The 24,201-nt window shown below is 48.4% G+C and carries 21 protein-coding genes and 3 pseudogenes; 2 read left to right on the top strand and 22 right to left on the bottom strand.

The features are described from left to right. Positions 1 to 111 precede the first annotated feature (111 nt). Positions 112 to 729, top strand: a complete 618-nt coding sequence (locus tag TY10_RS03495; RefSeq protein WP_042160634.1) for a biotin transporter BioY — start codon at positions 112 to 114, stop codon at positions 727 to 729. A gap of 249 nt (positions 730 to 978) precedes the next feature. On the opposite strand, the gene TY10_RS03490 is transcribed toward TY10_RS03495, so the two are convergent. From TY10_RS03490 to TY10_RS03475, 4 genes are all read right to left on the bottom strand, one after another. After that, complete coding sequence (locus TY10_RS03490; RefSeq protein ID WP_042160666.1) at positions 979 to 2,142, bottom strand: iron-containing alcohol dehydrogenase; 1,164 nt, start codon at positions 2,140 to 2,142, stop codon at positions 979 to 981. Positions 2,143 to 2,215: 73 nt separating this feature from the next. Beyond that, positions 2,216 to 2,704 carry a YlbF/YmcA family competence regulator gene (locus TY10_RS03485; protein WP_042160632.1) on the bottom strand — a complete coding sequence of 163 codons (489 nt, stop codon included), beginning with the start codon at positions 2,702 to 2,704 and terminating at the stop codon, positions 2,216 to 2,218. 22 nt (positions 2,705 to 2,726) lie between these two features. Next, the gene (gene miaB, locus TY10_RS03480) at positions 2,727 to 4,295 is read right to left on the bottom strand and encodes a tRNA (N6-isopentenyl adenosine(37)-C2)-methylthiotransferase MiaB (protein WP_042160629.1); all 1,569 of its coding nucleotides are present in this window, start codon (positions 4,293 to 4,295) and stop codon (positions 2,727 to 2,729) included. Positions 4,296 to 4,476: 181 nt separating this feature from the next. Beyond that, a complete protein-coding gene (locus TY10_RS03475; RefSeq protein ID WP_042160628.1) occupies positions 4,477 to 5,064 on the bottom strand; it encodes a TetR/AcrR family transcriptional regulator in 588 nt (195 codons plus the stop codon). A gap of 262 nt (positions 5,065 to 5,326) precedes the next feature. On the opposite strand from TY10_RS03475, the gene TY10_RS03470 reads away from it, so the two are divergent. After that, a complete protein-coding gene (locus TY10_RS03470; RefSeq protein ID WP_042160623.1) occupies positions 5,327 to 6,193 on the top strand; it encodes an SDR family oxidoreductase in 867 nt (288 codons plus the stop codon). Between the two features lie 113 nt (positions 6,194 to 6,306). Here the strand turns inward: TY10_RS03470 and pduL are convergent, their stop codons facing one another. The 18 genes and pseudogenes from pduL to yfmF form a co-directional block, all read right to left on the bottom strand. Continuing rightward, positions 6,307 to 6,882, bottom strand: coding sequence for a phosphate propanoyltransferase (pduL, locus tag TY10_RS03465; protein ID WP_042160621.1), 576 nt, complete (start codon positions 6,880 to 6,882; stop codon positions 6,307 to 6,309). 82 nt (positions 6,883 to 6,964) lie between these two features. Beyond that, positions 6,965 to 7,831, bottom strand: coding sequence for a 2-oxoacid:ferredoxin oxidoreductase subunit beta (locus TY10_RS03460; RefSeq protein WP_042160619.1), 867 nt, complete (start codon positions 7,829 to 7,831; stop codon positions 6,965 to 6,967). A 1-nt stretch (position 7,832) separates the two neighbouring features. Then, the gene (locus tag TY10_RS03455; protein ID WP_042160663.1) at positions 7,833 to 9,566 is read right to left on the bottom strand and encodes a 2-oxoacid:acceptor oxidoreductase subunit alpha; all 1,734 of its coding nucleotides are present in this window, start codon (positions 9,564 to 9,566) and stop codon (positions 7,833 to 7,835) included. A 231-nt stretch (positions 9,567 to 9,797) separates the two neighbouring features. Continuing rightward, entirely contained in the window at positions 9,798 to 10,742 is a 945-nt protein-coding gene (locus tag TY10_RS03450; protein ID WP_042160617.1) for a dipeptidase, read from the bottom strand. A 112-nt stretch (positions 10,743 to 10,854) separates the two neighbouring features. Further along, positions 10,855 to 11,115, bottom strand: coding sequence for a stage V sporulation protein S (locus TY10_RS03445; RefSeq protein WP_005550495.1), 261 nt, complete (start codon positions 11,113 to 11,115; stop codon positions 10,855 to 10,857). Between the two features lie 179 nt (positions 11,116 to 11,294). Further along, positions 11,295 to 12,089, bottom strand: a complete 795-nt coding sequence (locus TY10_RS03440; protein ID WP_042160615.1) for a TIGR00282 family metallophosphoesterase — start codon at positions 12,087 to 12,089, stop codon at positions 11,295 to 11,297. 92 nt (positions 12,090 to 12,181) lie between these two features. After that, positions 12,182 to 13,723 carry a ribonuclease Y gene (rny, locus tag TY10_RS03435; protein ID WP_042160613.1) on the bottom strand — a complete coding sequence of 514 codons (1,542 nt, stop codon included), beginning with the start codon at positions 13,721 to 13,723 and terminating at the stop codon, positions 12,182 to 12,184. A gap of 182 nt (positions 13,724 to 13,905) precedes the next feature. Beyond that, positions 13,906 to 14,580 (bottom strand): regulatory protein RecX, encoded by a 675-nt coding sequence (locus TY10_RS03430; RefSeq protein ID WP_042160611.1) that lies wholly within the window; start codon positions 14,578 to 14,580, stop codon positions 13,906 to 13,908. Between the two features lie 74 nt (positions 14,581 to 14,654). Then, positions 14,655 to 15,714, bottom strand: a pseudogene (recA, locus tag TY10_RS03425) (recombinase RecA). Between the two features lie 224 nt (positions 15,715 to 15,938). Continuing rightward, on the bottom strand, positions 15,939 to 17,195 hold the full coding sequence (locus TY10_RS03420; protein WP_042160609.1) for a competence/damage-inducible protein A: 1,257 nt from the start codon (positions 17,193 to 17,195) through the stop codon (positions 15,939 to 15,941). 88 nt (positions 17,196 to 17,283) lie between these two features. Continuing rightward, on the bottom strand, positions 17,284 to 17,859 hold the full coding sequence (pgsA, locus tag TY10_RS03415; RefSeq protein WP_042160607.1) for a CDP-diacylglycerol--glycerol-3-phosphate 3-phosphatidyltransferase: 576 nt from the start codon (positions 17,857 to 17,859) through the stop codon (positions 17,284 to 17,286). A 228-nt stretch (positions 17,860 to 18,087) separates the two neighbouring features. Then, a pseudogene (locus tag TY10_RS03410) lies at positions 18,088 to 18,580 on the bottom strand (YajQ family cyclic di-GMP-binding protein). A 63-nt stretch (positions 18,581 to 18,643) separates the two neighbouring features. After that, positions 18,644 to 19,555 carry a helix-turn-helix domain-containing protein gene (locus tag TY10_RS03405; protein ID WP_052350325.1) on the bottom strand — a complete coding sequence of 304 codons (912 nt, stop codon included), beginning with the start codon at positions 19,553 to 19,555 and terminating at the stop codon, positions 18,644 to 18,646. A gap of 18 nt (positions 19,556 to 19,573) precedes the next feature. Further along, positions 19,574 to 20,341 carry a DUF3388 domain-containing protein gene (locus tag TY10_RS03400; protein ID WP_042160605.1) on the bottom strand — a complete coding sequence of 256 codons (768 nt, stop codon included), beginning with the start codon at positions 20,339 to 20,341 and terminating at the stop codon, positions 19,574 to 19,576. Positions 20,342 to 20,535: 194 nt separating this feature from the next. Then, a complete protein-coding gene (locus tag TY10_RS03395) occupies positions 20,536 to 20,781 on the bottom strand; it encodes a DUF3243 domain-containing protein (protein WP_042160604.1) in 246 nt (81 codons plus the stop codon). 87 nt (positions 20,782 to 20,868) lie between these two features. Next, positions 20,869 to 21,615: an elongation factor P 5-aminopentanone reductase gene (gene ymfI / locus TY10_RS03390; RefSeq protein ID WP_042160602.1), complete on the bottom strand. Its 747-nt coding sequence runs from the start codon at positions 21,613 to 21,615 to the stop codon at positions 20,869 to 20,871. Continuing rightward, positions 21,612 to 22,897: pseudogene (yfmH, locus tag TY10_RS03385) on the bottom strand (EF-P 5-aminopentanol modification-associated protein YfmH). Before yfmH ends, ymfI begins: the two are co-directional and overlap by 4 nt. 5 nt (positions 22,898 to 22,902) lie before the next feature. Then, positions 22,903 to 24,177: an EF-P 5-aminopentanol modification-associated protein YfmF gene (gene yfmF, locus TY10_RS03380; RefSeq protein ID WP_042160600.1), complete on the bottom strand. Its 1,275-nt coding sequence runs from the start codon at positions 24,175 to 24,177 to the stop codon at positions 22,903 to 22,905. Positions 24,178 to 24,201 lie beyond the last annotated feature (24 nt).

The raw sequence follows: 24,201 nt of genomic DNA, 5'->3' as shown, positions 1-24,201 counted from the left end.
CCTCTTCCACAATACGGCTAGCTGTGCTACAATCCGATTTGTTAACCTAATATATAAGAATATATGGTTAACATATGACTTGGCAATGAAAACTGAAGGAGTCGATTTACTATGCGTTCCACCAGCAATGTACGCAACCTTGTATTCATCGCATTATTCGCCGCTTTATTCATCGCTATGAGCTCTATTGAGCTTAGACTGGGCCTTCCAGTCCCCATTACGCTTCAGACGCTGGCCTTGACGCTGGCAGGGGCCTTTCTCGGACCCCGCAACGGTTTCTTCGCCATTCTTATCGTTCTCGCGTTAACGGCAACAGGACTGCCCCTTCTTCATGGCAAAGGCGGCATTTCCTATCTTGTCGGGGCGACCGGCGGCTTTTTATTTATCTTTCCGTTCTGTGCCATGCTGATCGGATTCGCAACCCGCTTCATATTTAACAATGACAAGCTCCGGACTAATCGAACGCTTACCTTTATCGCCCTATTCATCGCATTTGAACTGTTCGGATCACTGATTTCCTACGTGGCCGGCGTTCCTTGGCTCATGCAGGTGACAGGTCTTAGCTTCCAAAAAGCGATGGCAGCCGGCTGCTACCCGTTCCTGCTTGGCGACGTCATCAAGGCATTCGCAGCAGCCGTCATCACACTCTCATTAAAACCATACATCCTGCGCATTCAATCGTCAATGAAGGGCAAATCACTACAAAGCGCATTTAATTCGAATCTATAAGCGAAAAAGCGGAAAAAACAAAGAAATGGCGGTGCCAGGGAGTTAATCCCGGGACCGCCATTTCTTTGTTTTCACCAATGTCCTCCGTCAGTCAGCCAAGATATTGCAGCAAGATTACATGTCAAAATGTAAATATGCAGGCTGTTAGCTGATAAATCGACGATTTATTGCTTCAAAATGCAAATGTGCAGGTTGATTCGCCTAAATCCCCTCTAAAGGGTCGAAATAACAGAATTCAAATGTACTTTTCTACAGCGACATCCGGTAAATCGCAATGACGTCTTCTTTTGTCAGCTTGCGGAAGCTTCCGCGCGTCCCGCTTCCGGTTACCTTCTCTGCCATTTCCTCTAAGCGGCTGTCATCAATATCATAATCGGCCAGTCTGGAAGGCGCTCCGATTCCGTTCCAAAACTCGCGCAAGGCAAGAATGCCTTCCTCGGCGATTTCCCGGTCTGTTTTCCCCTCCGTGCTAACGCCAAACACATTAACCGCAAACTGGCGGAAACGCGCCACGTTGTCATCCAATACATAGGTCATCCAGTTCGGGAACAGAATCGCCAATCCGCCGCCATGGGGAATGTCGTATACGGCCGAAACCGCGTGCTCCATATCATGATTAGCCCAATCTCCTATGATGCCCATCGACAGAAAGCCGTTCAGCGCCATCGTGCCGCTGTACAAAATCGTCTCCCGGTATTGCAAATTGGTCAAATCATCTACCAGCAGCGGAGCCGTTGCAATGACCGCACGCATGATTGATTCGCAAAAGCCGTCTTGAACCGGAGTGACCGGATCATGATGGAAATATTGCTCGAATACATGCGCCATCATATCAACCATGCCGTACACGGTATGATCCTTTGGCGCACTCGCTGTAAAAGCAGGATCGAGAATCGAGAATGCAGGCGATACGAACGGGCTGCCCCAGCCATGCTTCTCCAGTGTTTCTTCATTAGAGATAACAGAGCCTGCATTCATCTCCGAGCCCGTAGCTGCAAGCGTCAATACCGTGCCTAGTGGCAGAGCGGCCTGAACAGAAGCCTTCTTCGTAATGACGTCCCAGAAATCACCGTCGAACTTAGCTGCGGCCACAATCGCCTTCGCGCAGTCAATCGTGCTTCCGCCGCCAACCGCCAAAACCCAATCTATGTTTTCCTTACGGCAAAGCTCTGCACCGCGGCGTACCGTCGTAATGCGGGGGTTAGGCTCAACGCCAGCCAACTCCGTCACGACGCAGCCTGCTTCGCTCAGCTTCTCCAATACTTGCTCGTAAAGTCCATTGCGCTTGATGCTGCCGCCTCCATAGACAAGCAGAACGTTGCGGCCATGCTTCGCCGCTTCTGCGGGCAAATGCTTCAACTGTCCTTGTCCGAAATATAGCTTCGTAGGGTTAACAAATGTAAATGGGTTCATCATTCTACACTCCTCTTAGATGGTTATAGGGGGAAGAAGCGCTTGTCCTAATCGGACAAGCGCTTCTGTTATATTAGTCGCATTCCTCTGGTGCTTCCACCGATGCGGACTCTACATTGATTTTTTCCGATACGGTGTCTCGAATGATCGAAACGACAAGCTGCAGCAAATAGTTAATGTCAGTCTGGCTTTGTTGAAACTCGGAAACGATCGGAATGCCGTCAAGCTCGTCCTGCAGCGTTTCCATTTCGCCTTCGATTTTTTTCACCATATTTTCGTTTTTGAACGTTGTCTCGAAAGCGACAAGCTCTTTTTGCTTTTTCTTGATTTGCGCAATCAAGCCCTGAACACGCGTATTGCCTTGAATTTGATTTTCCGCACGGCGATAGTGCTGCACTTCCTCTGAAGTGAAGATGAGGCCCGCCAGCTCCTCCGCTTTCTCCATAATATCTTTGCGCACGATCAGATCGCGGGTATTGAACTTCGGAATGCCGCAGCCGTCCCCATGCTCGTGATCATGTTGATGGTCATGCGAATGAACGGCGTTCTGTTGCTCTGACATTGTGATCTCTCCCCTATTATCGTTAAGATACAGCCGGATGGCTGACATCGCGATTTAATGCTTCTGCTTTAATATACCATGTTTTGGCTTCCGTTACCCTAGCTTGTACGAATTGGCCGATCCATTCTGCCGGACCCTCCAGATGAACAAGCTTATTCGTGCGTGTGCGGCCTGCCAGAATGTCGGGATTATTCTTGCTTTCGCCCTCAATCAGCACTTCGACAACGTCGCCCTTCAGCCGTTCATGGCTCTCACGGCTCATCTCTGCCATCAGACTGTTCAAGCGCTGCAGACGCTGCTTCTTAACCTCAAGAGGCACATTGTCAGCCATCTCTGCGGCAGGCGTCCCTTCACGCGGGGAATAGATGAACGTATAGGCCGAATCATAGCCCACCTCGCGGACCAGAGAAAGTGTATCCTCGAATTGCTCATCGGTCTCACCAGGAAAACCGACGATAATGTCAGAGGTCAGCATCGCATTCGGAATCGCAGCCTTAATCTTGCGGACGAGCTCTAGATAGGACTCTCTCGTATATTTTCGGCTCATCCGCTTCAAAATCTCTGTACTGCCCGACTGCACCGGCAGATGGATATGCTCCACCAGATTGCCCCCGGTCGCCAGCACTTCGATCAGATGATCGTCGAAATCACGCGGATGGCTCGTCGTAAAGCGTACGCGGGGAATATCTATCTTCGACATGTCCAGCATCAGATCGCCAAACCGGTATTCGATATCTTCAAAATCTTTGCCGTAGGCGTTGACGTTTTGCCCCAGCAGCGTAATTTCTTTGAACCCTTGGCGCGCCAGCTCCCGCACTTCTGCGATGACGTCCTCCGGCCGGCGGCTCCGTTCCTTGCCCCGTGTATACGGAACGATACAGTACGTACAGAACTTATCGCAGCCGTACATAATGTTAACCCATGCCCGCATTCCTTCACGCTTCTTCGGCATGTTCTCAATAATATCGCCCTCTTTGGACCATACCTCGACTACGAGCTCTTTGCTGAAATAAGCATTTTGCAGCAGATGCGGCAGACGGTGAATGTTATGCGTACCAAAGATTATATCAACAAACGCATGCTTTTGCAGGATACGGCCTACAACGGATTCCTCTTGCGACATGCAGCCGCAGACACCGAGAATGAGACCCGGCTTCTCCTGTTTCAACACCTTCAAATGACCAAGCTCGCCAAACACTTTGTCCTCGGCATTTTCACGAATCGCGCATGTATTCAACAGAACGACGTCAGCCTGCCTGCGGTCCTCAGTCGCTTCATAGCCCATTTGCTCGAACATGCCCTTCATGACTTCCGTGTCGTGCTCGTTCATTTGACAGCCATAGGTTTGGATCAAATAAAACTTGCCCTTGCCTATAGTTTGCAGCTCCTCAGGAATTTCGAAGTCATAATGGACCTCGATATCCGTTTTGCCCCGCTTCTTCTCCGCTTTATAATCGGGAGCGGCATTGATCTGAATGTTCCGCCCCTTAATTCGATAAGTTACTTTGCCATCCTCTTCGCTTAACACTTTCGCATCGGAGAAATCGAAATATTTGGAGTAATCCTTCGTCTTTGTCTCCTTCGTCCCCATATAGTCTCCCCTTCCTTATCTATATGTTCAACTCATCAAATCATAGATTTCACTTCGCCATCAAAAAATTATACCATTTTGAGGAGTAGATTTCTATTTCTCAATTTGGTCATTTAAATAAAATGATAATGAAAATAACTTACCATTCATGTAAGAAACTTTATCCTTCTGTTATTTATTTTTATAGATGATTATTTACCATATACAAAAGGTTATTAAAATGGAGTTCACTCAACTGTTCTATTACTTCCTCCACCTCCAAATTCTCGTGGTCCGCCACCCACATAGTAATTACCCCAACCAGGCCGGATATCATATACTCAAGGCTCATCATTATGTTTCTACTTAGATCCTGATGGCCAGTATCGTCAAGGACAAGCTTTTTTATTGTGTTTTTCAGATAAATCGAAGAGTTAGGATAACCGTTTGGACTCAACATGGCTTGAAAAAATATTATATTAGTTTCAATAACTTCAAACATGGTTCTCAAGCTTGAACGAAGCATTTCCTTATCCATTTTGTGCATATTGCTCATGTTCATACCAAAGGAAACCGTTAATTTTTCTACGCTTTCTAGACACAGGCTTTCCATAAGAGCAAGTTTATCTGAATAATGCAAGTAAAAAGTATTTCGATTAATCATGGCTGTGTCCGCGATGTCCTGAACGGATATCTTTTCGTATCCTTTTGTTTGAATTAATGACAAGAACGCTTCTTTAATCGCTTTTTTTGTCTTTAAAATACGAAGATCAATTTTTCCCTTAACCATCTATATACCTGCCATTTCATAAAGATAATAGTCAATTAATTAGCATCTGACTATTAATTGTCATGTTGATAAATATCGACCATTGAATGAGTTAATTCTAAGTTTTAAAATAAAAATCGTCAAATGGAGCAGCACGCTGCATGGAGCTTTTGCTTAAAAGGAGGTATCTACATTTAAAATTTAAACTGTATAATTATCGGAATATTCTTTCATCTAAAACCTCCATTTGGCAAAAAGAATGAAAATAAGGAGTGCATAGATAATGATCTTAGTAACTGGAGCAACTGGCAATTTAGGAATTGCGGCAATCAATCATTTGTTGACGAAGGTAGAACCTTTGAATATAGCAGTATTGGCAAGAGACAGAGCTAAAGCGGCTTCGTTTGAAGAAAAGGGGATTGACATACGGATAGGAGAATATGATGATATTAATTCTCTGGAAACAGCAATGCAGGGGGTAGATAAGGTACTCCTGATTTCATCAAACGATCACGGCAAGCTTCTTCAACAGCATAAGAACGTTGTAGATGCTGCTAACAAGGCAGGTGTAAACCACCTGATTTATATCGGATCTGCAGTACAAGAGTTCGAATCCTCAACTTTACACACCATGCTGGAACCGCATTTCCAAACAGAGGATTATATTAAAGAAAGCCAAATACCTTATACAATTTTGCGTAACACCATTTATGCAGATACCCTTCCAATGTTTTTAGGAGAAAACGTATTTGATACAGGTATCTATTTGCCAGCTGGAAACGCAGAGGTTCCGTTTGCGCTCCGCAGGGAACTGGGTGAAGCGGCTGCTAACGTTATTCTGCAGCCTAATCCTAATAATAATAAAACGTATGTGCTCACCGGAAGTGAACCATACAGTTTTGAAAACTTGGCGGAAGCTCTTTCAGAAATCTCAGGGAAAACCGTAAACTATATTAATGCTGATTCTAAATCCTTTGAGGAAACGCTGCGAGGCGCTAGTGTACCTGAGTATGCAATTTCTGTACTTTCAGGTTACGTTACTGACATGAGAGAGGGACGCTATAATCTATTAACTAACGACCTTGAATCAATTCTGGGAAGAAAACCATTATCGTTGAGGGAAGCTCTGAAAGAGGTCTACTCGAAGTAAGCCACCGCATATACTCAATTCATTAGACAACTAGCTTGGAGTTTAAAATAATGAAAAGGCGGCACTAGGATAATGATCCTAATGCCGCCTTTTCTCCTTAAATCCCCGTCTGCCTAGTCAATAATCTCTCCGGTTGAGCCGTTCGCAACTCCCGCTGCATTCGCTTCATCCGTATCGATATGCATATCAAGAGCAAAGTCAGGTGACACTCTCGCGATGACGTGCTCAAACACGACGCCGCGTTCTCCGCCAAAGCGTACGCGAAGCTGCTGCTTGTCTTGAATGCTCCAACGTTCCGCATCGCTTGTATGGAAATGAATATGACGAGCTGCGACGATTACGCCTTCCTCAATCGTCACTTCGCCTTTAGGACCTCTCAATGTTACGCCTGCAGAACCAGCAATGTTGCCGGATTCGCGAAGCGGCGGATTCACGCCAATCGAGAATGCATCCGTACGGGATACTTCCAGCTGTGTCTGATTCCGGGCCGGACCCAAAATACGCACTTTAGGGAAAGTGCCCTTCGTCCCGATCACCTCTACCGTCTCGTTAGCCGCGTATTGGCCCGGCTGGGACAACGGCTTCATTTCCGTTAAGGCATAGCCTTCTCCGAATAAAATTTCAACATGCTCCTGGGATAAATGAATATGTCTAGCCGACACGCCGATCGGCACCAATTTCTGTTCCATTGCTGTCAACATCCTCTCTGGTTAGTATGTAATTGGAAGAAATAAGCATGCAGCAAATTTTGCCGCATGCTTATCATAACATTTACTTGAATTCGGCCACAAGTTTATTGAAATCCGCTTCGGAAAGCGTCAGATCCTGCTTGGACAGCGACTCCTGCTGGAAGCCGGTAATCATATCCTCATAGGATTTACGTTGTTTGTTCTGATAAATAAGTCCAGTAAGCATGCCTTCTGTTTCCATGATTTTGTTCATCGCCGCCATACGGTTGGAAGGATCGTATTCCGGGAACTGCTCCAGATTGACGATGTTTTCCTTGAACCAGTCATAGGTATTAATCTTATTGAAGGTAACGCAAGGGCTGAACACGTTGATCAGGGAGAAGCCTTCATGCTTAATGCCCGCTTCGATCAAGCTGGTCAATTGCTTCAGGTCGCTGGAGAAGGATTGCGCCACGAAGGTCGCTCCTGCCGACATTGCGATCTCAAGCGGTGAAAGCGTCGATTCGATCGAGCCCTCCGGCGTCGACTTCGTCTTGAAGCCTTCCGCGCTGCGCGGCGAGGTTTGACCCTTCGTCAGTCCGTAAATTTGGTTGTCCATGACGATATACGTAATATTAAGGTTACGGCGGATGGCATGAACGGTATGCCCCATACCAATAGCGAACCCGTCGCCGTCGCCGCCCGAAGCAATAACGGTTAACTCGCGGTTAGCAAGCTTGACCCCTTGCGCGATCGGCAGCGCGCGGCCGTGAATGCCGTGCAATCCGTAAGCGTTAATATAGCCGGAAATACGTCCCGAGCATCCGATGCCGGAGATAACAGCAAGCTCTTCCGGCTCCAGCCCTACGTTGGCAGCTGCGCGTTGAATAGCCGCTTGAATTGAGAAATCGCCGCAGCCCGGGCACCAGTTAGGTTTGACATTGTTGCGGAACTCTTTAAAAGTTGCCATCTTAGACCAGCTCCTTGCAAGCTTGATATACTTCAGAAGGCAAAAACGGGTTGCCGTCATATTTGAGTTGACTATTGATTTTATCCGCAAAGCCAACATTCATTTTGATTTGACCGGCAAGCTGAGCCGTCGCATTGTTTTCCAGGACGACAACCTTTTTCGCCGCTTGCAAATAAGAGAACAGCTGCTCTGTCGGGAAGGGATGAATCTGGCGAACCGTAATATGGTTCGTTGTGACGCCATCCTGCTCCAGCCACGCTCTCGCTTGATCGATTGTGCCGCCTGTAGAGCCCATACCGATAATAAGCAGCTCCGGCTCGGCGTGAGGCGCATCGACGCGTAACGCTTCACGAACTTGCAAATTGTTCAGCTTGTTTAGACGTTTATCCATCATGCGCAGCCGGTTAGCGGCACTCTCTGAAGGTCTGCCCGTCTCGTCATGCTCAACACCGGTAACATGGTGTATGCCGTTCTTGACGCCCGGAAGCACGCGCTGCGAGACGCCATCCTCCGTAAACTCATAACGCTTGAACAGCTCATGCTGCGCGAGCTCAGGCGCTTCCGTCACGAGCTTGCCGCGGTTGATCTGAATTTTGTTCAGATCAAGCACATCGCAAGACTGCTTGCCAAGCGACAGTTGAAGATCGGTCATTACGATAACCGGTACTTGATACTGCTCTGCCAGGTTGAAGGCTTCAATCATATCGTAAAAGCAGTCCTCAATGGATGCCGGAGCGATTACGATTTTCGGAATTTCACCGTGCGTGCCGTATACCATTGCGTTCAGGTCGGACTGCTCCTGCTTTGTCGGCAAGCCGGTCGAAGGACCTCCACGCTGTGTATTGACGATAACGAGCGGCGTTTCTGTCATTCCGGCAAGGCCAATAGCCTCCATCATGAGCGACAGACCTGGGCCAGCGGAAGCCGTCATTGTGCGTACACCCGCGTAGTTAGCGCCAATTGCCATCGTAACAGCCGCAATCTCATCCTCAGTTTGAACTACCGTGCCGCCGAATTTAGGCAGCTTCTTAATTAAATATTCCATGATTTCCGATGCCGGTGTAATCGGATATGCAGACATCAAGCGGCAGCCTGCAGCTACGCAGCCAAGCCCAATCGCTTCATTGCCGATCATGAACAGCTTCTGTTCCCCGTCTGCTTCTTCCAGCTTGAAGGCGTCCAGCGGGCCGCCTGCTTGCTCTAAGACAAATTCGGCGCCTAGCTTGACAGCCTCAATATTTTTCTCTACGACAGCCTGACCTTTGCGGCCAAACTCCTCTTCAACTGCTTTATTAAATACTTCCAGCGGCAGACCGAGCAAAGCCCAGGATGCACCGGAAGCAACCATATTTTTCATTAACGAGGTTCCGAGCTCTTCCGCAATCTTCGTAATGGGCACCGCGAATAACCTGGCATCGACCCCTTCAGGTATAACCGGGTTAAATTTAGCATCTGCCACCACAACGCCGCCTGTGCGAAGTTCCTTTGCATTCAAGTCGATGCTCTCTTGGTCAAATGCGACCAATATGTCCAAATCATCGGAAATTGCCCGAATCGGTTTTGTACTGATGCGAATTTTATTGTTCGTATGTCCGCCTTTAATCCGGGATGAAAAATGACGATATCCGTATAAATAATATCCCAGACGGTTCAGAGCCGTGGAAAAGATCCGGTCGGTGCTTTCAACACCCTCGCCCTGTTGGCCCCCGATCTTCCAAGACAATTGACTGATCAAAATGCCCATCTCCTCTTTTTGATGGCCTACGCCGTATACATGAATGAATGATTATGGGTTGAAATATAAGCATGATTATGAGGTAGAGCTTATACCTGCTTCTAGCATCTTAATAAACATTCACAACAAGTGTAAAGGGGAGATTAACAAATTGCAAGATGTAAACGCTTAATAAATGATAATGATTTTCGATGAGTATCATAACGGAAGCAGATTAGAGCATTTGCTGGATTAATCCGGCAAATGCTCCGCCAAAAAGTTCAATGCGTTGCCTGCGAAAAAAGCTTCTGTTTGCTGCTCGGTATACCTTTTCAGCAGCGCTTCACGAAGGTCTTCCACCTGACCGGGATGTGTCAAGCCATCTACGTAATGATCGATGCCGTCAAAATCCGAGCCAAACATCAGATGATGCTCGCCTCCAAGCTCGCATACATGCTCGACGTGGCGCAGCACATCGTCTATCGCTACTTTTTCCCCTCCAGCAACGAAATACGGGACAAAGGTTATGCCTACTCTGCCCTGCAGCGCGATGATTGCTTTAATCTGATCGTCAGTTAAATTACGAGGATGGCTCATTACGGATTTGCTGTTGGAATGCGAGGCGATAATCGTCCTGCTCGCCAGATCAGCCGTATCCCAGAACGCACGCTCTGACAAGTGGGACACGTCTACGATAATGCCCAGACGGTCGCATTCCTGCACAAGCTCTCTCCCCTTTGCCGTTAGTCCGCCGCCGCGGGGCTCCATCACGCCGTCCGCCGCCCAGTTCGCGTTATTCCAGGTTAACCCTGCCGCGCGAACGCCTAGCTCGAACAGCACTCTTAGGAGCGACAGATTGCCTTGTAAGCCGTCAACACCCTCCAGCGACAGCATTGCACCGATCTTTCCTGCAGCCAAGCATTGCTGAAGATCCGATTTCGTTTTAATAAATCGCATGTCTGGACAAGTCATCACCTTTTCGTTAAACAAATCGATGCTCTCCAGAATCGGTACGATATTGCCGTTCAAATGCTCCGGTATGTAGATCGCGAACGTTTGCAGCACGGTTCCCGCTTGCTTCAGACGCTCATAGGTTACGTCCAGCTTGCCTCCCTCGTTGTGGAGAAAAGTAAGCTCAGGCTGCACTAGCAGCTTGCATAGTACATCGCAGTGAAAATCGACAATTGGCTTATTCATTTGTTCACCTCGACTATTAGTATTGCTTCTCGACAAAGCAAAAAACCTGTCTACAACGTAAACAGGTTCAACTATTCAAGCGGAATACCCGCAGCAGCTGAGCCAGCAGCTGCTACCTCGGTTCAACGATGAGCTTTATCGCCGTTCGGTCTTCCCCATCGATCACAATATCTGTAAATGCCGGTACACAAATCAAATCCACCCCGCTGGGAGCAACAAAACCGCGGGCGATCGCAACCGCCTTAATCGCTTGGTTCAATGCACCCGCCCCGATAGCTTGTAATTCAGCGGCGCCGCGTTCACGTAAAACTCCGGCCAGCGCACCTGCTACGGAATTTGGATTGGACTTTGCTGAAACTTTTAATACTTCCATGAAAAAGGACCTCCTCGGGAATGATGGATGGATTCCACTATTAAATAGTATTCGAGAGAGGTTAAATAATTCCTGCTTTTATTGCGCGACTTTACCGACTCTTCTGAATTGTATGACGATTCATAGTTTCACAGAATCGATTCGCCGTTTTCTTGGAAGCATTATTAGCTGATGAAAAGCTACATAAGGAGCCATTCATCTTCTGTAAGCCGGATTTTTTGAAGTTTGACCGCTTTGCCTGTGGCATCATCAAGCTGTACCGATACGCCATGCAAATGCCAATGTCCCTCGTCAACAACGAAACGTGTCGGCAGCTGTGTCATAAATTTATGAAGCACTGCATTTCGTTCCATGCCGAGCACTCCGTCGCGCGGGCCAGTCATGCCAACGTCCGTTAAGTATGCGGTTCCTTGAGGCAAAATACGGTCATCATTCGTCTGTACATGGGTATGCGTACCAACAACGATTGAAGCTTTGCCGTCCAAATGCCAGCCCATCGCGATTTTCTCGGAGGTTGCTTCTGCATGGAAATCGACGAGAATATTGTTCGTCTCTTCCTTCGCTTGCTCAATCAATTCGTCTGCTTTGCGGAACGGACAATCGATTGGCGGCAAAAACGTCCGGCCCTGCAAATTAATAATCGCCAGCTTTTTGCCGTTTGCTGTTATCCAAGCCGCACCTTGCCCCGGCGTTCCTTCGGGAAAGTTAGCCGGACGGACGATTCTTGGTTCATCATCTATCCATTCAAAAATATCTTTATTGTCCCAGGTATGGTTGCCCATCGTAATGCCATGCACACCCCAATCGAAAAACTCTCGTGCAATGGAAGCCGTTATGCCTCTGCCGGCTGCGGCGTTTTCGCCGTTTACGATAATAATATGCGGATTATATTTGCTCTTTAATGCCGGCAGCACGCGCTTAAGGGCAGCCCGTCCTACACTGCCTACAATGTCGCCGATAAATAATACATTCATTGCTTGCGTCACTCACTTTCTGTTACCCGTATAGACGGGAAAAGTGGCTGACAAGCAGCCACTTTTCCGCAAAACTGTATTCAATTGTTGCTTTATTTCGCATATTCGACCGCGCGTGTTTCCCGAATAACCGTAACTTTAATATGTCCCGGATAATCAAGCTCGCTTTCGATCTTCTTCGTAATGTCGCGTGCCAGACGGAACGCTTCCGTATCATCAATTTTCTCCGGTTGCACCATTACGCGGACTTCACGTCCAGCTTGGATGGCGTACGACTTTTCAACGCCTTCAAACGACTCCGAAATGTCTTCCAGCTTTTCAAGCCGCTTGATATACGTCTCGAGCGTCTCGCGACGGGCTCCTGGACGAGCTGCCGACAATGCATCGGCGGCGCCAACCAGCATCGCAATAACCGATGTCGCCTCCACGTCGCCGTGGTGGGACGCAATACTGTTGATAACAACAGGGTGCTCTTTGTATTTCTTCGCCAATTCTACGCCGATCTCCACATGGGAGCCTTCAACTTCGTGATCAAGCGCTTTGCCGATATCATGCAGCAAACCTGCACGTTTCGCGAGCGTAATGTCCTCGCCTAGCTCGGCAGCCATCAATCCGGTCAGGTAGGCAACTTCCATGGAATGCTTCAGCACGTTTTGACCATAACTTGTCCGATATTTCAAACGGCCCAAAATTTTGATCAAGTCCGGATGCAGACCATGAACGCCAACCTCAAACGTAGCTTGTTCCCCGTATTCGCGAATACGTTCATCCACTTCTTTACGAGATTTCTCAACCATTTCTTCAATGCGTGCAGGATGAATTCGTCCATCTGCAACAAGCTTCTCAAGAGAAGTACGGGCAATTTCCCGTCTAATAGGGTCAAAACCAGACAGAATGACCGCTTCCGGTGTATCGTCGATAATGAGATCGATACCGGTCAATGTTTCCAACGCGCGGATATTCCGTCCTTCGCGACCAATAATGCGGCCCTTCATCTCTTCGTTCGGCAACGAAACGACCGATACCGTCGTTTCAGCCACATGGTCAGCCGCACAGCGTTGGATAGCGAGAGAAATAATGTTGCGCGCTTTCTTGTCTGCTTCTTCCTTCGCCTGCTGCTCAATCTCTTTAATCATCTGAGCTGTTTCCTGACGTACTTCCTGCTCTACATTAGATAAAATGATCGATTTCGCATCTTCCATCGTCAAGCTCGAAATACGTTCAAGCTCGCTAAGCTGCTGCTTATAGATGGAATCAATTTGATCTTGTGTCTCATCGATCCGTTTCTCTTTGTTGGCAACTAGCTCTTCTTTGCGTTCTAGCGCTTCTAATTTTTTATCCAGCGACTCCTCTTTTTGGAGCAAACGTCTTTCTTGACGCTGTGTTTCATTGCGACGTTCGCGAATGTCTCTCTCAGCTTCCGTACGGAGTTTGTGGATTTCGTCTTTTGCTTCCAGTACCGTTTCCTTTTTCTGGGCTTCCGCTTCTTTCTTTGCATTTTCTACAATGACGACAGCAGCTTGCTCAGCGCTGGAAATTTTGGCTTCGGCAATCGACTTTCGAATAAAATAACCAATCCCAAAGAAAATAACGCCAACAACGAGACAGATCAACACGATCCAGATAGGGTCCATCTTGTTCACCTCCTCGTTGCATTCACCAAAGCAAAAGCTTGGGATGATATTAAGTTTTAGCCGGTTTTCATACCGATTGATCTTCTAACAATTTGACGAAAATTATCGCTTCAAATCAACTTTTGGAAGGAAAATTGATCTGAAATAGAAGGAATACATGTTCATTTTATCTTTTGATAAAATCAATTGTCAAGCAAAAGCCCATCTTCCTCGTCGTCCGCTTCTGCCGCTGCCTGTTCCATGACCGATTTTACCGCATCCTTAACGATATCTCCTGGAAAACCTCTTCGCATCAGAAACCCCATCAGCTTGCGCTTTCGGTCTATAGGGTCGCCCTTCAGCGATCGCCATTTTTTCCCTGCCGCTTTAACCGCCGCTTCTCGTTCAACTTCTTTATCAATGGCATCCGTAGCATCGGCTGCCGCCTGTTTCGACACGCCACGCTGCTGCAGCTCCTGCTTGATCCAGCGCCGGCCTTTGTTCGAATACTTAATTCGCTGCGCGGCAAATTGCCGCGCATACTCTTCATCATCCACAATATGCTCGGATTCTAAACGTTCGACAACCGAAGAAATATGCTCGGGCTCGAACTCCTTACGCTGCAAATATTGTTCAATTTCCTTGTTTGTTCGCGGCTTGACACCCAAGTAAGCGACCGCTTTTATATAAGCACGGTACCGGCTATCCTCATCCCGAATCGCCGCCAGCTCGTCTTCTGTGAAGGAATGTCCCTTTAGCAACTGATGTCTGATGAGAATATCTTTATGAACGGTTAAAAGGGGCTCTTCGCCCTCCCCATGTATATGATAGCGGCTGCGATCCTTGCGATCCTGCTTCACCGCTTGAATCTCAATCATCAAATCCCTCGCTTTGTCTCAAAAACCAGCATCGCCGTCCCCTAGAGGACGGCGTAGGTTACTGCTATTTCGTATTAATCATCCAGTTCGGATTCATCAAAATCATCATCATCGTCTTGCGATAACGTCTCTACTGGCTGTGCCGTAGCCGACAAATTGCTCGCTTCGCGAATTTGCTTCTCGATAACAGCTGCAATTTCTGCATGATCCTTCAGGAACTGCTTCGCATTCTCCCGGCCTTGGCCGAGACGCTCTCCGTTGTAGGAAAAACCATGCGCCGCTCTTCTGCACGATATCCATTTCCGTACCGATATCGACAAGGCTGCCTTCTCTGGAAATGCCTTCGCCGTACATAATATCGATCTCCGCTTGCTTAAACGGAGGCGCTACTTTGTTCTTCACGACTTTAATACGAGTACGGTTGCCGACCATATCATTGCCTTGTTTAATCGTCTCAATCCGGCGAACGTCAAGACGTACGCTGGAATAGAATTTCAGTGCGCGTCCGCCTGGAGTCGTCTCCGGGTTACCGAACATAACGCCGACCTTCTCACGCAATTGGTTGATAAAGATTGCAATCGTCTTCGACTTGCTAATTGCGCCAGACAGCTTACGAAGCGCCTGAGACATCAAACGAGCTTGCAAGCCCACGTGAGAGTCGCCCATGTCGCCTTCGATTTCCGCTTTCGGTACAAGTGCTGCAACAGAGTCAATAACGATAATGTCAACTGCGCCGCTTCGTACGAGCGCTTCTGCGATTTCAAGCGCCTGCTCGCCCGTATCCGGCTGCGAGAGGAGCAGGTCGTCAATGTTAACGCCCAGCTTACTCGCATACAATGGATCAAGCGCATGCTCGGCATCGATAAAGGCAGCTTGTCCACCGACGCGTTGCACTTCAGCAATGGCGTGAAGCGCCACTGTCGTCTTACCGGAAGATTCCGGTCCATAAACTTCAATTACACGGCCTCTTGGCAATCCGCCGATGCCAAGAGCGATATCTAAAGCAAGCGAACCGCTAGGCACGATCTCTACTTGCATATGGGTGGATTCCCCTAATTTCATGATAGAGCCTTTACCAAACTGTTTCTCAATTTGACGTAAAGCCATTTCTAAAGCAGCGCGACGATCCGACAAGCTACTCACATCCTTCTTCATTTATAATGTAATGATACCTTGTTTCTTTCCCGTTGCCAAGTCTTTTTTCGAACATACATTCGTCTTTTTTTGTCCAGCGTCCCCCTCCCGCGCTAAATAAGCAAAAAAAGAACCGCAGCAAAGTATTCTTCGCCACGGTTCTTCCGTCATATTTACAATTATAGACAATATCTCTAATGAAAACAATCCTTTTTTGGATAATGCTAAGCTTCGCTATGCGACAAAGCTTGCCACAGCCGGTAGAGTGCTGACTTAACCGCCCTTACCCGAATGATCGAACGGCTGCCGCTGAGATGTGTCGTATGGACATCTGTCGGTTTGCCTCGCTCTGCTATGGCGAAATAAACGAGCCCGACGGGCTTACCTTCCGATTCAGCAGGACCTGCAACCCCGGTAAGTGAAATCCCGAAATCGCTATCGGCAATTTCGCGGATCCGTTCGGCCATCAGCGCCGCTGTCGATTCGCTAATGGCACCCGGTGCTCCATCGCCTTCGAGCTGTGTCATCGGAATGCCCAGCAATTGATGCTTCATCACGTTCGTATACGTAACAACTCCGCCCGCAAATTCTCCGCTGCTGCCCGGCACATTTGTCACAAGCTCTGCAAATAGACCGCCGCTGCAGCTCTCTGCGCTAGCCATCGTGCGTCTGGTTGCCCTCAGGAGCCTCACGACAGCCTCCTCCAGCGGAATATCCTCCTGCGCATACAAATGCTCGCCTACGCGATCCTTAACCGCCTGAACGGTTGCGTCGATTTTACGTATAGCCTCCTGCTCCGTTGCGGCTTTGGTCGACACCCGGATCGCGACCTCTCCCTCTTTGGCATAAGGGGCAAGTGTCGGATCGCTCTGTCCATCAATCAGATCCAGCAGCTTGGCCTCCAGATTCGATTCGCCGATACCGGCAAACCGGAGCACCCGCGAATAGAGCGGCTGGCTCTCGCCCAGAGCTTGCCGAATCCACCCGCGTCCGGCTCCTTCCATCATCGGCTTCATCTCCCGGGGAGGCCCTGGCAGCAGCAAGTAGTGCGTGCCGTCAACACTTAGTCCATTGCCGACCGCAAGTCCGGCTTCATTAAATAAAGGGTCGGCCCCGTCGATCGTATGGGCTTGCCGTTTGTTGCTTTCCACCATATGAATGCCGCGCGAGCTGAACAGCTTCTCAATTTGCTCCATGGACGGGCCGTGAATGGACATACCGCGGTTCAAATAAGCAGCAAGCACATCTTTGGTCAGATCATCCTGAGTTGGCCCAAGACCGCCGGTAAACACAAGCAGATCCGCTCTCGAGCGGGCCGTTTCGATAGCTGACTGAATACGGCCCGGATTATCGCCAACTACGGTCTGATAATAGACGTCTATGCCAAGGGCAGCTAGCTCTTGTGATAGAAATTGAGCGTTGGTGTTCACTATCTGTCCTAGTAAAAGCTCCGTGCCGACTGCGATAATTTCTGCTTTCATGAAAAATGCCCCCTGCCCGTTATTTGAATGGAAAAGCACCTTCCCTTCATGGGAAGATGCTTTTATTTTGCGAATGCAGCGATATTTGTTATTGAACCGGGATCAAGTGCTTGTTTTTGACAAAATAGTCTATTCCGGAGTAGACAGTAATCGCAACCGCTACCCAGCTGGAAATAATGTCAAACGGAAAATCGATGAAATGAAACGGGAAATTGTTAAGAAGCAAGGAGATGATCATCGTAATTTGGATGGCCGTCTTCCATTTGCCCCATTTGCTCGCCGCCATGACACTTCCTTCGAGCAGAGCAATTTGCCGCAAGCCCGTAACCGCAAATTCACGGCTAATAATGATAATAGCCATCCAAGCAGCCAGCTTATCCATTTGTACAAGCGAGATCAACACTGCTGCAACGAGCAGCTTGTCTGCCAATGGATCAAGCAGCTTGCCTAAGTTTGTTACGATTTTGTTCTTCCTTGCAATATAGCCGTCCAGCCCGTCTGTGCTTGCCGCCACGATAAATATAATTGCCGCTATAATCTGGTTGTATGTAATCTGATAATCACTGAATGCGAAATGCGGCAAATTGAAATTAACGAGCAAAAACACCATAATGATCGGAACCAAACAAATTCTAAGAATTGTAATCTTATTGGCTAGGTTCATGCGGTTACCTCCCGGGCAAAAGCCGCTTGCAGGCTCGTACCGCTGTTCTTCTTGTTTGTGTGACCTAACTGTAACTGTTCTTTCATCTGCGCGTCCCCCAGCTCATATCCGAAAAGCTATAGTCAAGTATAATACACGCTTAATCCGCATGTCAAAAGCGAGAGTACCTGCGCTAAAAACGCCGTTGTCTCTCGCTTTTCGCCCGTTCATGCCCTCTCCCGAAGTGCATTAGCGGTAGTTCGTAAACTGAAGCTCCACCTTTAGATCCGCTCCCCGAAGCAGCGCCATTACAGCTTGCAGATCGTCCCTGCTTTTACCGGATACGCGAATCTGGTCGCCTTGGATAAGGCTTTTAACTTTCAGCTTGGAGTCCCGGATCAGAATATTGAATTTTTTTGGAGTGCTCCTGATCAATGCCTTGGCGCAGCTTTATGCGCTGCCGAACCGTATGTGCCGATGCGGATTCGACTTTACCATAATCCATATTTTTAATCGGCACGCCGCGTTTTACCATTTTCGATTGCAAAATATCGAGCACGCTATTCAATTTGAACTCGTCGTCCGATATAATAACTAGCTCTTCCTTTTCCAATGCAATGCTGCTCTTGCTTCCTTTGAAATCGAAGCGTGTCTCGATCTCGCGCTCCGCTTGCTGAATCGCATTGTTCAGCTCTTGCATATCTACCTTAGAAATAATATCAAACGAACTTTCGGAACTCATACTTGCAGTTCTCCTCTACTATGTAATTAGGAAATAAAGGGCCGTTAAACGACCCTGACATTCTTAAGGCGCTTCCGTGCCCTCTCCATCCGCAGGAGGCGTCGGTGAATTCGTCGCATCACCCTGCAGCGGGCTAAGCAGCACTTTTTTGGATCTTGCTTGATCGCCATCGTTAACCGTAATGCCATCGACCGTAATAACAGTCAGATCGGCGCGGCCAACATTGACATAAAGCGGCTCTGTAATATCAAATGACTTAGTTTCACCGTCCTGTACCGTCTCGGCAATCAGCTTCTCGCCGCTGGCGCCGCCTTTACGCACTTCCGTCCAGCTCGGTCCTCCGGTAATTTTGATCTCCAGCTTATGGACGACATTGGCAGGTCCAATATCATAATGATCAACCTTGCCTTTTTTCTCCGTAAAGGTCAAGATAGTCGCCTCAGTTGGAGGTGGTGTCGGTGTTGGCGTCGCAGTCGGGCTACCAGTACCTGTACCGGCCTCGCCTTTATCACTAGGCAATGGAGAAGCCTGATCGGTGACCTTGGTCTGATCGTCAATTCCTTTGGAATCATCGCCCTTTTGGCTGACGACATAGAACCAGACGACGACTACAATAAGAATAAGAAACGACCACATCAGCACGTTGAAGCCAAGCTTGCCAATCCGCTCCGACGCTTGGGTTTGCACTCTTCTCGGCGCCCTTGCGGCTACCGGCTCCGATACCTGCTCCGTAACGGTAGCAGCAGGCACTTCATGCTGGTACAAGCGGAGTACTTCATCAGCGTCCAAGCCTACGGCTTCGCAATAATTTTTCACAAACGCCCTTAAATAAAAAGTTCCCGGCAGAATGCTATGATCTCCGTTCTCTATAGCCTCGAGATAGCGTTTGCGAATTTTGGTGGTCTCTTGAACATCTTCAAGCGATAAGCCGTGTTCTTCTCTTGCTTTCCGAAGCAATGCTCCCAAATCTGACATTTGTTCGTTCTCCTCTCTTTAGAATTCGTCCGTGTAGTTAGCCGTGAACGATTCATAAGTAATTTCCTCGTCCGGCGTATTGCGAAGCTCGATAATCATATCAAAATGGCTGTAATCATAATGGGATTCCTTAATAAAAATATCCGGATGCTCGATAACTTTAGTTGAAGGCATCGCCATGATCTCTTGAAGCAGCGCGTAATGCTTCTCATTGGAACGAATCGTGCTGACAATACCGTCGATAATAAAGATATTGTTGTTCGTCATCTCATCCTCTGACAGCTGACTTCTGACAGTCTGCCGCAGCAGCGTCGACGATACGAACGTCCATCGCTTGTTCGAACATACACTGCCGGCAATGATCGACTCTGTCTTTCCGACACGCGGCATGCCCCGCAGGCCAATTACCTGGTTGCCGTCCCGTTTGAAAACCTCGCCTAGAAAATCAACAAGAAGGCCAAGCTCATCGCGCGTAAAACGGAACGTCTTGCGGTCATCCGAATCCCGTTCAATATAACGGCCGTGCCGAACTGCCAAAATATCGACAATCGTCGGCGTCCGCAGCTTGTTAACCGTAATATTGTCTACCTTTTGCAGCATTTTGCCAAGCAGAACGATTTTCTCTTCATCGTCCGTCTGCAGCAGCATGCCCCTTGTCCGGTCTTCTACACCGTTGATCGTCATAATGTTTACTTCCAGCATACCAAGAAGAGATGCTATATCACCTAGCAGCCCGGGCCTGTTTTTATGTATCTTGTACTCCATATAATACTGCTTGCTTTCCATGAATGGTCACCGCCCCAAGCCTGTTGATGTCAGTATTGCGCAACGCTAGAATCATTAATCATTGCTATGCGAAAAATGCCGCTTTCTAAAAGCTTATTCTACAATTTTCGCTACAATCCTGCAACCTCCATCGGAAACATTGCAGAAAAGCCTCCGATTGGAGGCTTTTCTGCGAGTGAACGTATCCGGACTTATTAATGATTAACGAGCTTCACCATCAAGCCTGCAATCGTCTTTTTCTCCGACTCATCGCCTGCATCCCAAAGCTCTTTCAGCACGCGCTGCTGTTCGTTTTTGGGATCGACCTTCTCATCAAGAAAGGAGCCAATCTCATAGGCTAGATTTGTAATCATTTCCTCGGTCATCCCCGAAGCCTTTGCCTGGTCTACACGTTCAGCCAAAAACTGCTTAAAGTTCGCAAAATTGCTGAGCACTGACATTCGTTTCTTCGCCTCCTGAGTGTAAATGAAGAGAATGAACAACAGTCATTATTGTGCCGCAACGTCTGCGCAATTATTCGGATCAGATCAGGTATGCCAGCCGCCGTTCGGACTAATAATTTGACCCGTTATGTAGGAAGATTCGGGCAGCGCCAGAAAATAAACGAGCGAAGCGATCTCGTCCGGCTGGCCGAAGCGGCCAACAGGAATTTCCTGTTCAAGCGCAGCTTTCTCCTCAGCATTGAACCCGTCCATCATCATCGTATCGACTGCCCCAGGAGCGACTGCGTTAACGGTAATGCCGGTGGGTGCTAATTCCTTCGCCAAAGCTTTTGTAAAAGCGTTCATGCCGCCTTTGGTCGTGGAGTACAGCACCTCGCATGAGGCGCCTGACATCCCCCAGACAGAGGAAACGTTAATAATTCGTCCGTACCGGTTGGCGATCATGGAGGACATGAAAATTTGGCTGCAGAGGAACATACCCTTCAAATTAACAGACATGACATCGTCCCATTCCTGCTCCGTGACATCCATCAGCATGCCGTAATGGGAAATTCCGCCGTTGTTCACTAGAATGTCAGGCAGCATGCCACTCGCTTCCAGCTTATCCCGCATCCGCAGCAGCTGTTCCTTGGAGCGCAAATCTGCAGTTATCGTCATGACGTTGGCGCCAAGCCGCATACACGCTCGCGCGGTTTGATTAGCCGCTTCATGCGACTCTAAATAATGAATGACGATATTGGCGCCTTCCGCGGCAAAGCGCTGCGCAATGGCAGCGCCTATTCCCCGGCTTCCCCCGGTCACCAATACCGTCGATTGACGAATGTTCGTCATTCCCCCGCTTTTTCCACGATCGACACAGCTACCTGGCCGAAGTCGAAATGCTCGCGAAGCCTTGCATTGACCTGATCCAGCGTACTGTTCTCATACAGCGGAAGCAGATCGAACATATCGCTGTCGCGAAACCGGTAACGCGTGAATTCGCTGGCGATCGCTTCAGGGGAATTGAGCATTCGCAAATAACTGCCGATTTTTTTTCGTTTCGAGCGCTCGAAAGCTTCTTCGGAAATGCCGGTTTTCAGCGCTTCCTCTACCGCGGCACGAACTTTGCCAAGCAGTGCTTCCGGGTTGGGGCTGTCGCCTCCAATAACTGAAAATGCATAGTTGTCACTGGAATTGAATTCAGAGCCAAACGAATCCGAGATTAAATTTTCCTCATATAGATCCTGATACAGCGAAGAGCTCGCCCCGAACAAAGCATCCAGCATCAGCTTCGACAATACTTCCTGCTCCAGCAGCTCCGAAGCCGGCAAGCCGACGCGCTTCTCCTTGAATCCAAACATGACTTTAGGCAGCGAGACCGGAAGCTTCGTTATCTTTCGCGGAATTTTAACGCTGGTTGGCTCGTCTTCAAAATAGCGGTGAATTTCACCCTGCGGCTTGAAGTTTTTACTTGCTTGGTTGTTCCTTACGAGCTCGAACACTTCTGCAGCATCAACACCGCCTACAACGAACAACAGCATATTGGACGGATGGTAAAAGTTTTCGTAGCAGCGATACAGCGTTTCCTTGTCGATCTGGTAAATTGACTCCACTGTACCGGCAATATCGATATGGATCGGGTGGTTATGGTACATCGCATCGATTAGCCCGAAATAAACCTGCCAGTCGGGATTATCCTTGTACATATTAATTTCCTGCTCGATGATGCCTTTTTCCTTATTCACGTTCTCGTCTGTAAAATAAGGATTTTGCACAAAATCGATCAGTGTCTCCAAATTGGCTGTTATCTGCTCCGTTGCTGAGAACAGATAGACCGTCCGGTCAAAGCTTGTAAAAGCATTGGCTGAGGCGCCCTGGGAAGCAAAGGTTGCGAAAATATCGCCGGTAGGCTCCTCGAACATTTTATGCTCCAGAAAATGAGCGATTCCGTCGGGCACTTTAGCAGGCTCTTCGCCTCCAACTGCAAATCGGTTGTCGACAGAGCCGTATTTGGTTGCAAATGTCGCATATGTTTTTGAAAACCGGGCTTCGGCAGCACGATCACTTCAAGTCCGTTGTCCAGCACTTCGCGGTACAACGTCTCCTGCACTTTTTTGTACTCAAGCGTTTCCATGTCTGTTAAGCCTCCTTCCGGTCTCGCAGGTAATAGATCGTATCCAGTTGAACCCGGTTTGCTACGCGAACAATATCCTCAGTTCCTACCGATTGAATCTGGTCTAGAAGCTGCTGTGCGCTGCGCTCTTTGCCGGACAATACTGCATTGAAGTCATACGCAATCATTTCATAAGCGCTGTCCTGCAGCTCTCGCAAATGATTGGAGATCATCGCTTTCGTCTGGCTGATTTCCAGCTCCGTCAGCTCTCCGCGCTTCATGCTCTCAAGCTGCTCCTTGATAATGACGACAGCCCGGTCGTAGTTCTGAATTTCGATACCGGATTGAATGGTGCAGAGTCCTTTATGTCCGTCAAGCCGCGATGAAGCGTAATACGCCAGGCTTTCCTTCTCTCTGACGTTCAAGAACAGCTTCGAATGCGGATATCCGCCCAGAATACCGTTGTACATCAGCGATGCCGCGTAGTCATCATCCCCGTACAGGATACCCGTGCGAAGACCAAGATTCAGCTTGCCCTGACTGACATCCATCTCTTCAACGACCGTCTTTACATCGCCTCTCTCACGGCGGACGTTAGTCACTGTATATTGGCCGGGCACTCCCGCTTTAGGTCTGAAATACTGCTGAACAAGCGCCGTTACTTCATCTATCGTCGTATCTCCTACGACATATAGATCAAAGACTGCTTCCTCCAGCCATTGCTCGTACCTGCGATAGAGCGAATCCGCTGTAATAGAGGCTATATCCTCAAGCTTGCCGAGGGGATGAAGACGATAAGGATCATCCTCACACATCTCCTCCAAACAACGCTCAGCCGCATAACGAATTTTATCATTAACGATCGATTCAAGCCGTTTCGTTAGCGTCTGCTTCTCCGCCTCTACATATTTCGCGCGAAAAGCGCCGTCTTCCGTGCAGGGATCGGTTACAACCTCCCCTAACAGTTTGAGTGAAGCGTCCAGAAGCGGACTGTTCGAGGAGACGAATTGATCGTTGATGACATCCATTCGAAACTGGACGATCTGCGAATCGCCTCTTTTATATACGTCAAAGCCAAAGCCGGCCCCATACAAATCGTCAAGCCGTTCGCGAAATGCTTTCGTCTCTGGCGTGGAAGCCGTGCCTCGACGCAGCACAAAGGGAGCAAGTGCCGTCTCGGTCACTGTATCCTCCGATAACGGAACGCCTGCAAATAATGAAATCGCAAAAGTTTTAAATCGTTTAGTCGGCAGTACATGAAGCCGAATCCGGCCCAGCTGCCCTCTCTCAAATAGGGTCACTCCGTTAGCTCCTTCCTTGTATAA

Origin of the sequence: Paenibacillus gorillae, from assembly GCF_000513275.1 — a bacterium.
GTDB classification, from domain to species: domain Bacteria; phylum Bacillota; class Bacilli; order Paenibacillales; family Paenibacillaceae; genus Pristimantibacillus; species Pristimantibacillus gorillae.
This window is presented reverse-complemented; position numbering and strand designations above follow the sequence as displayed.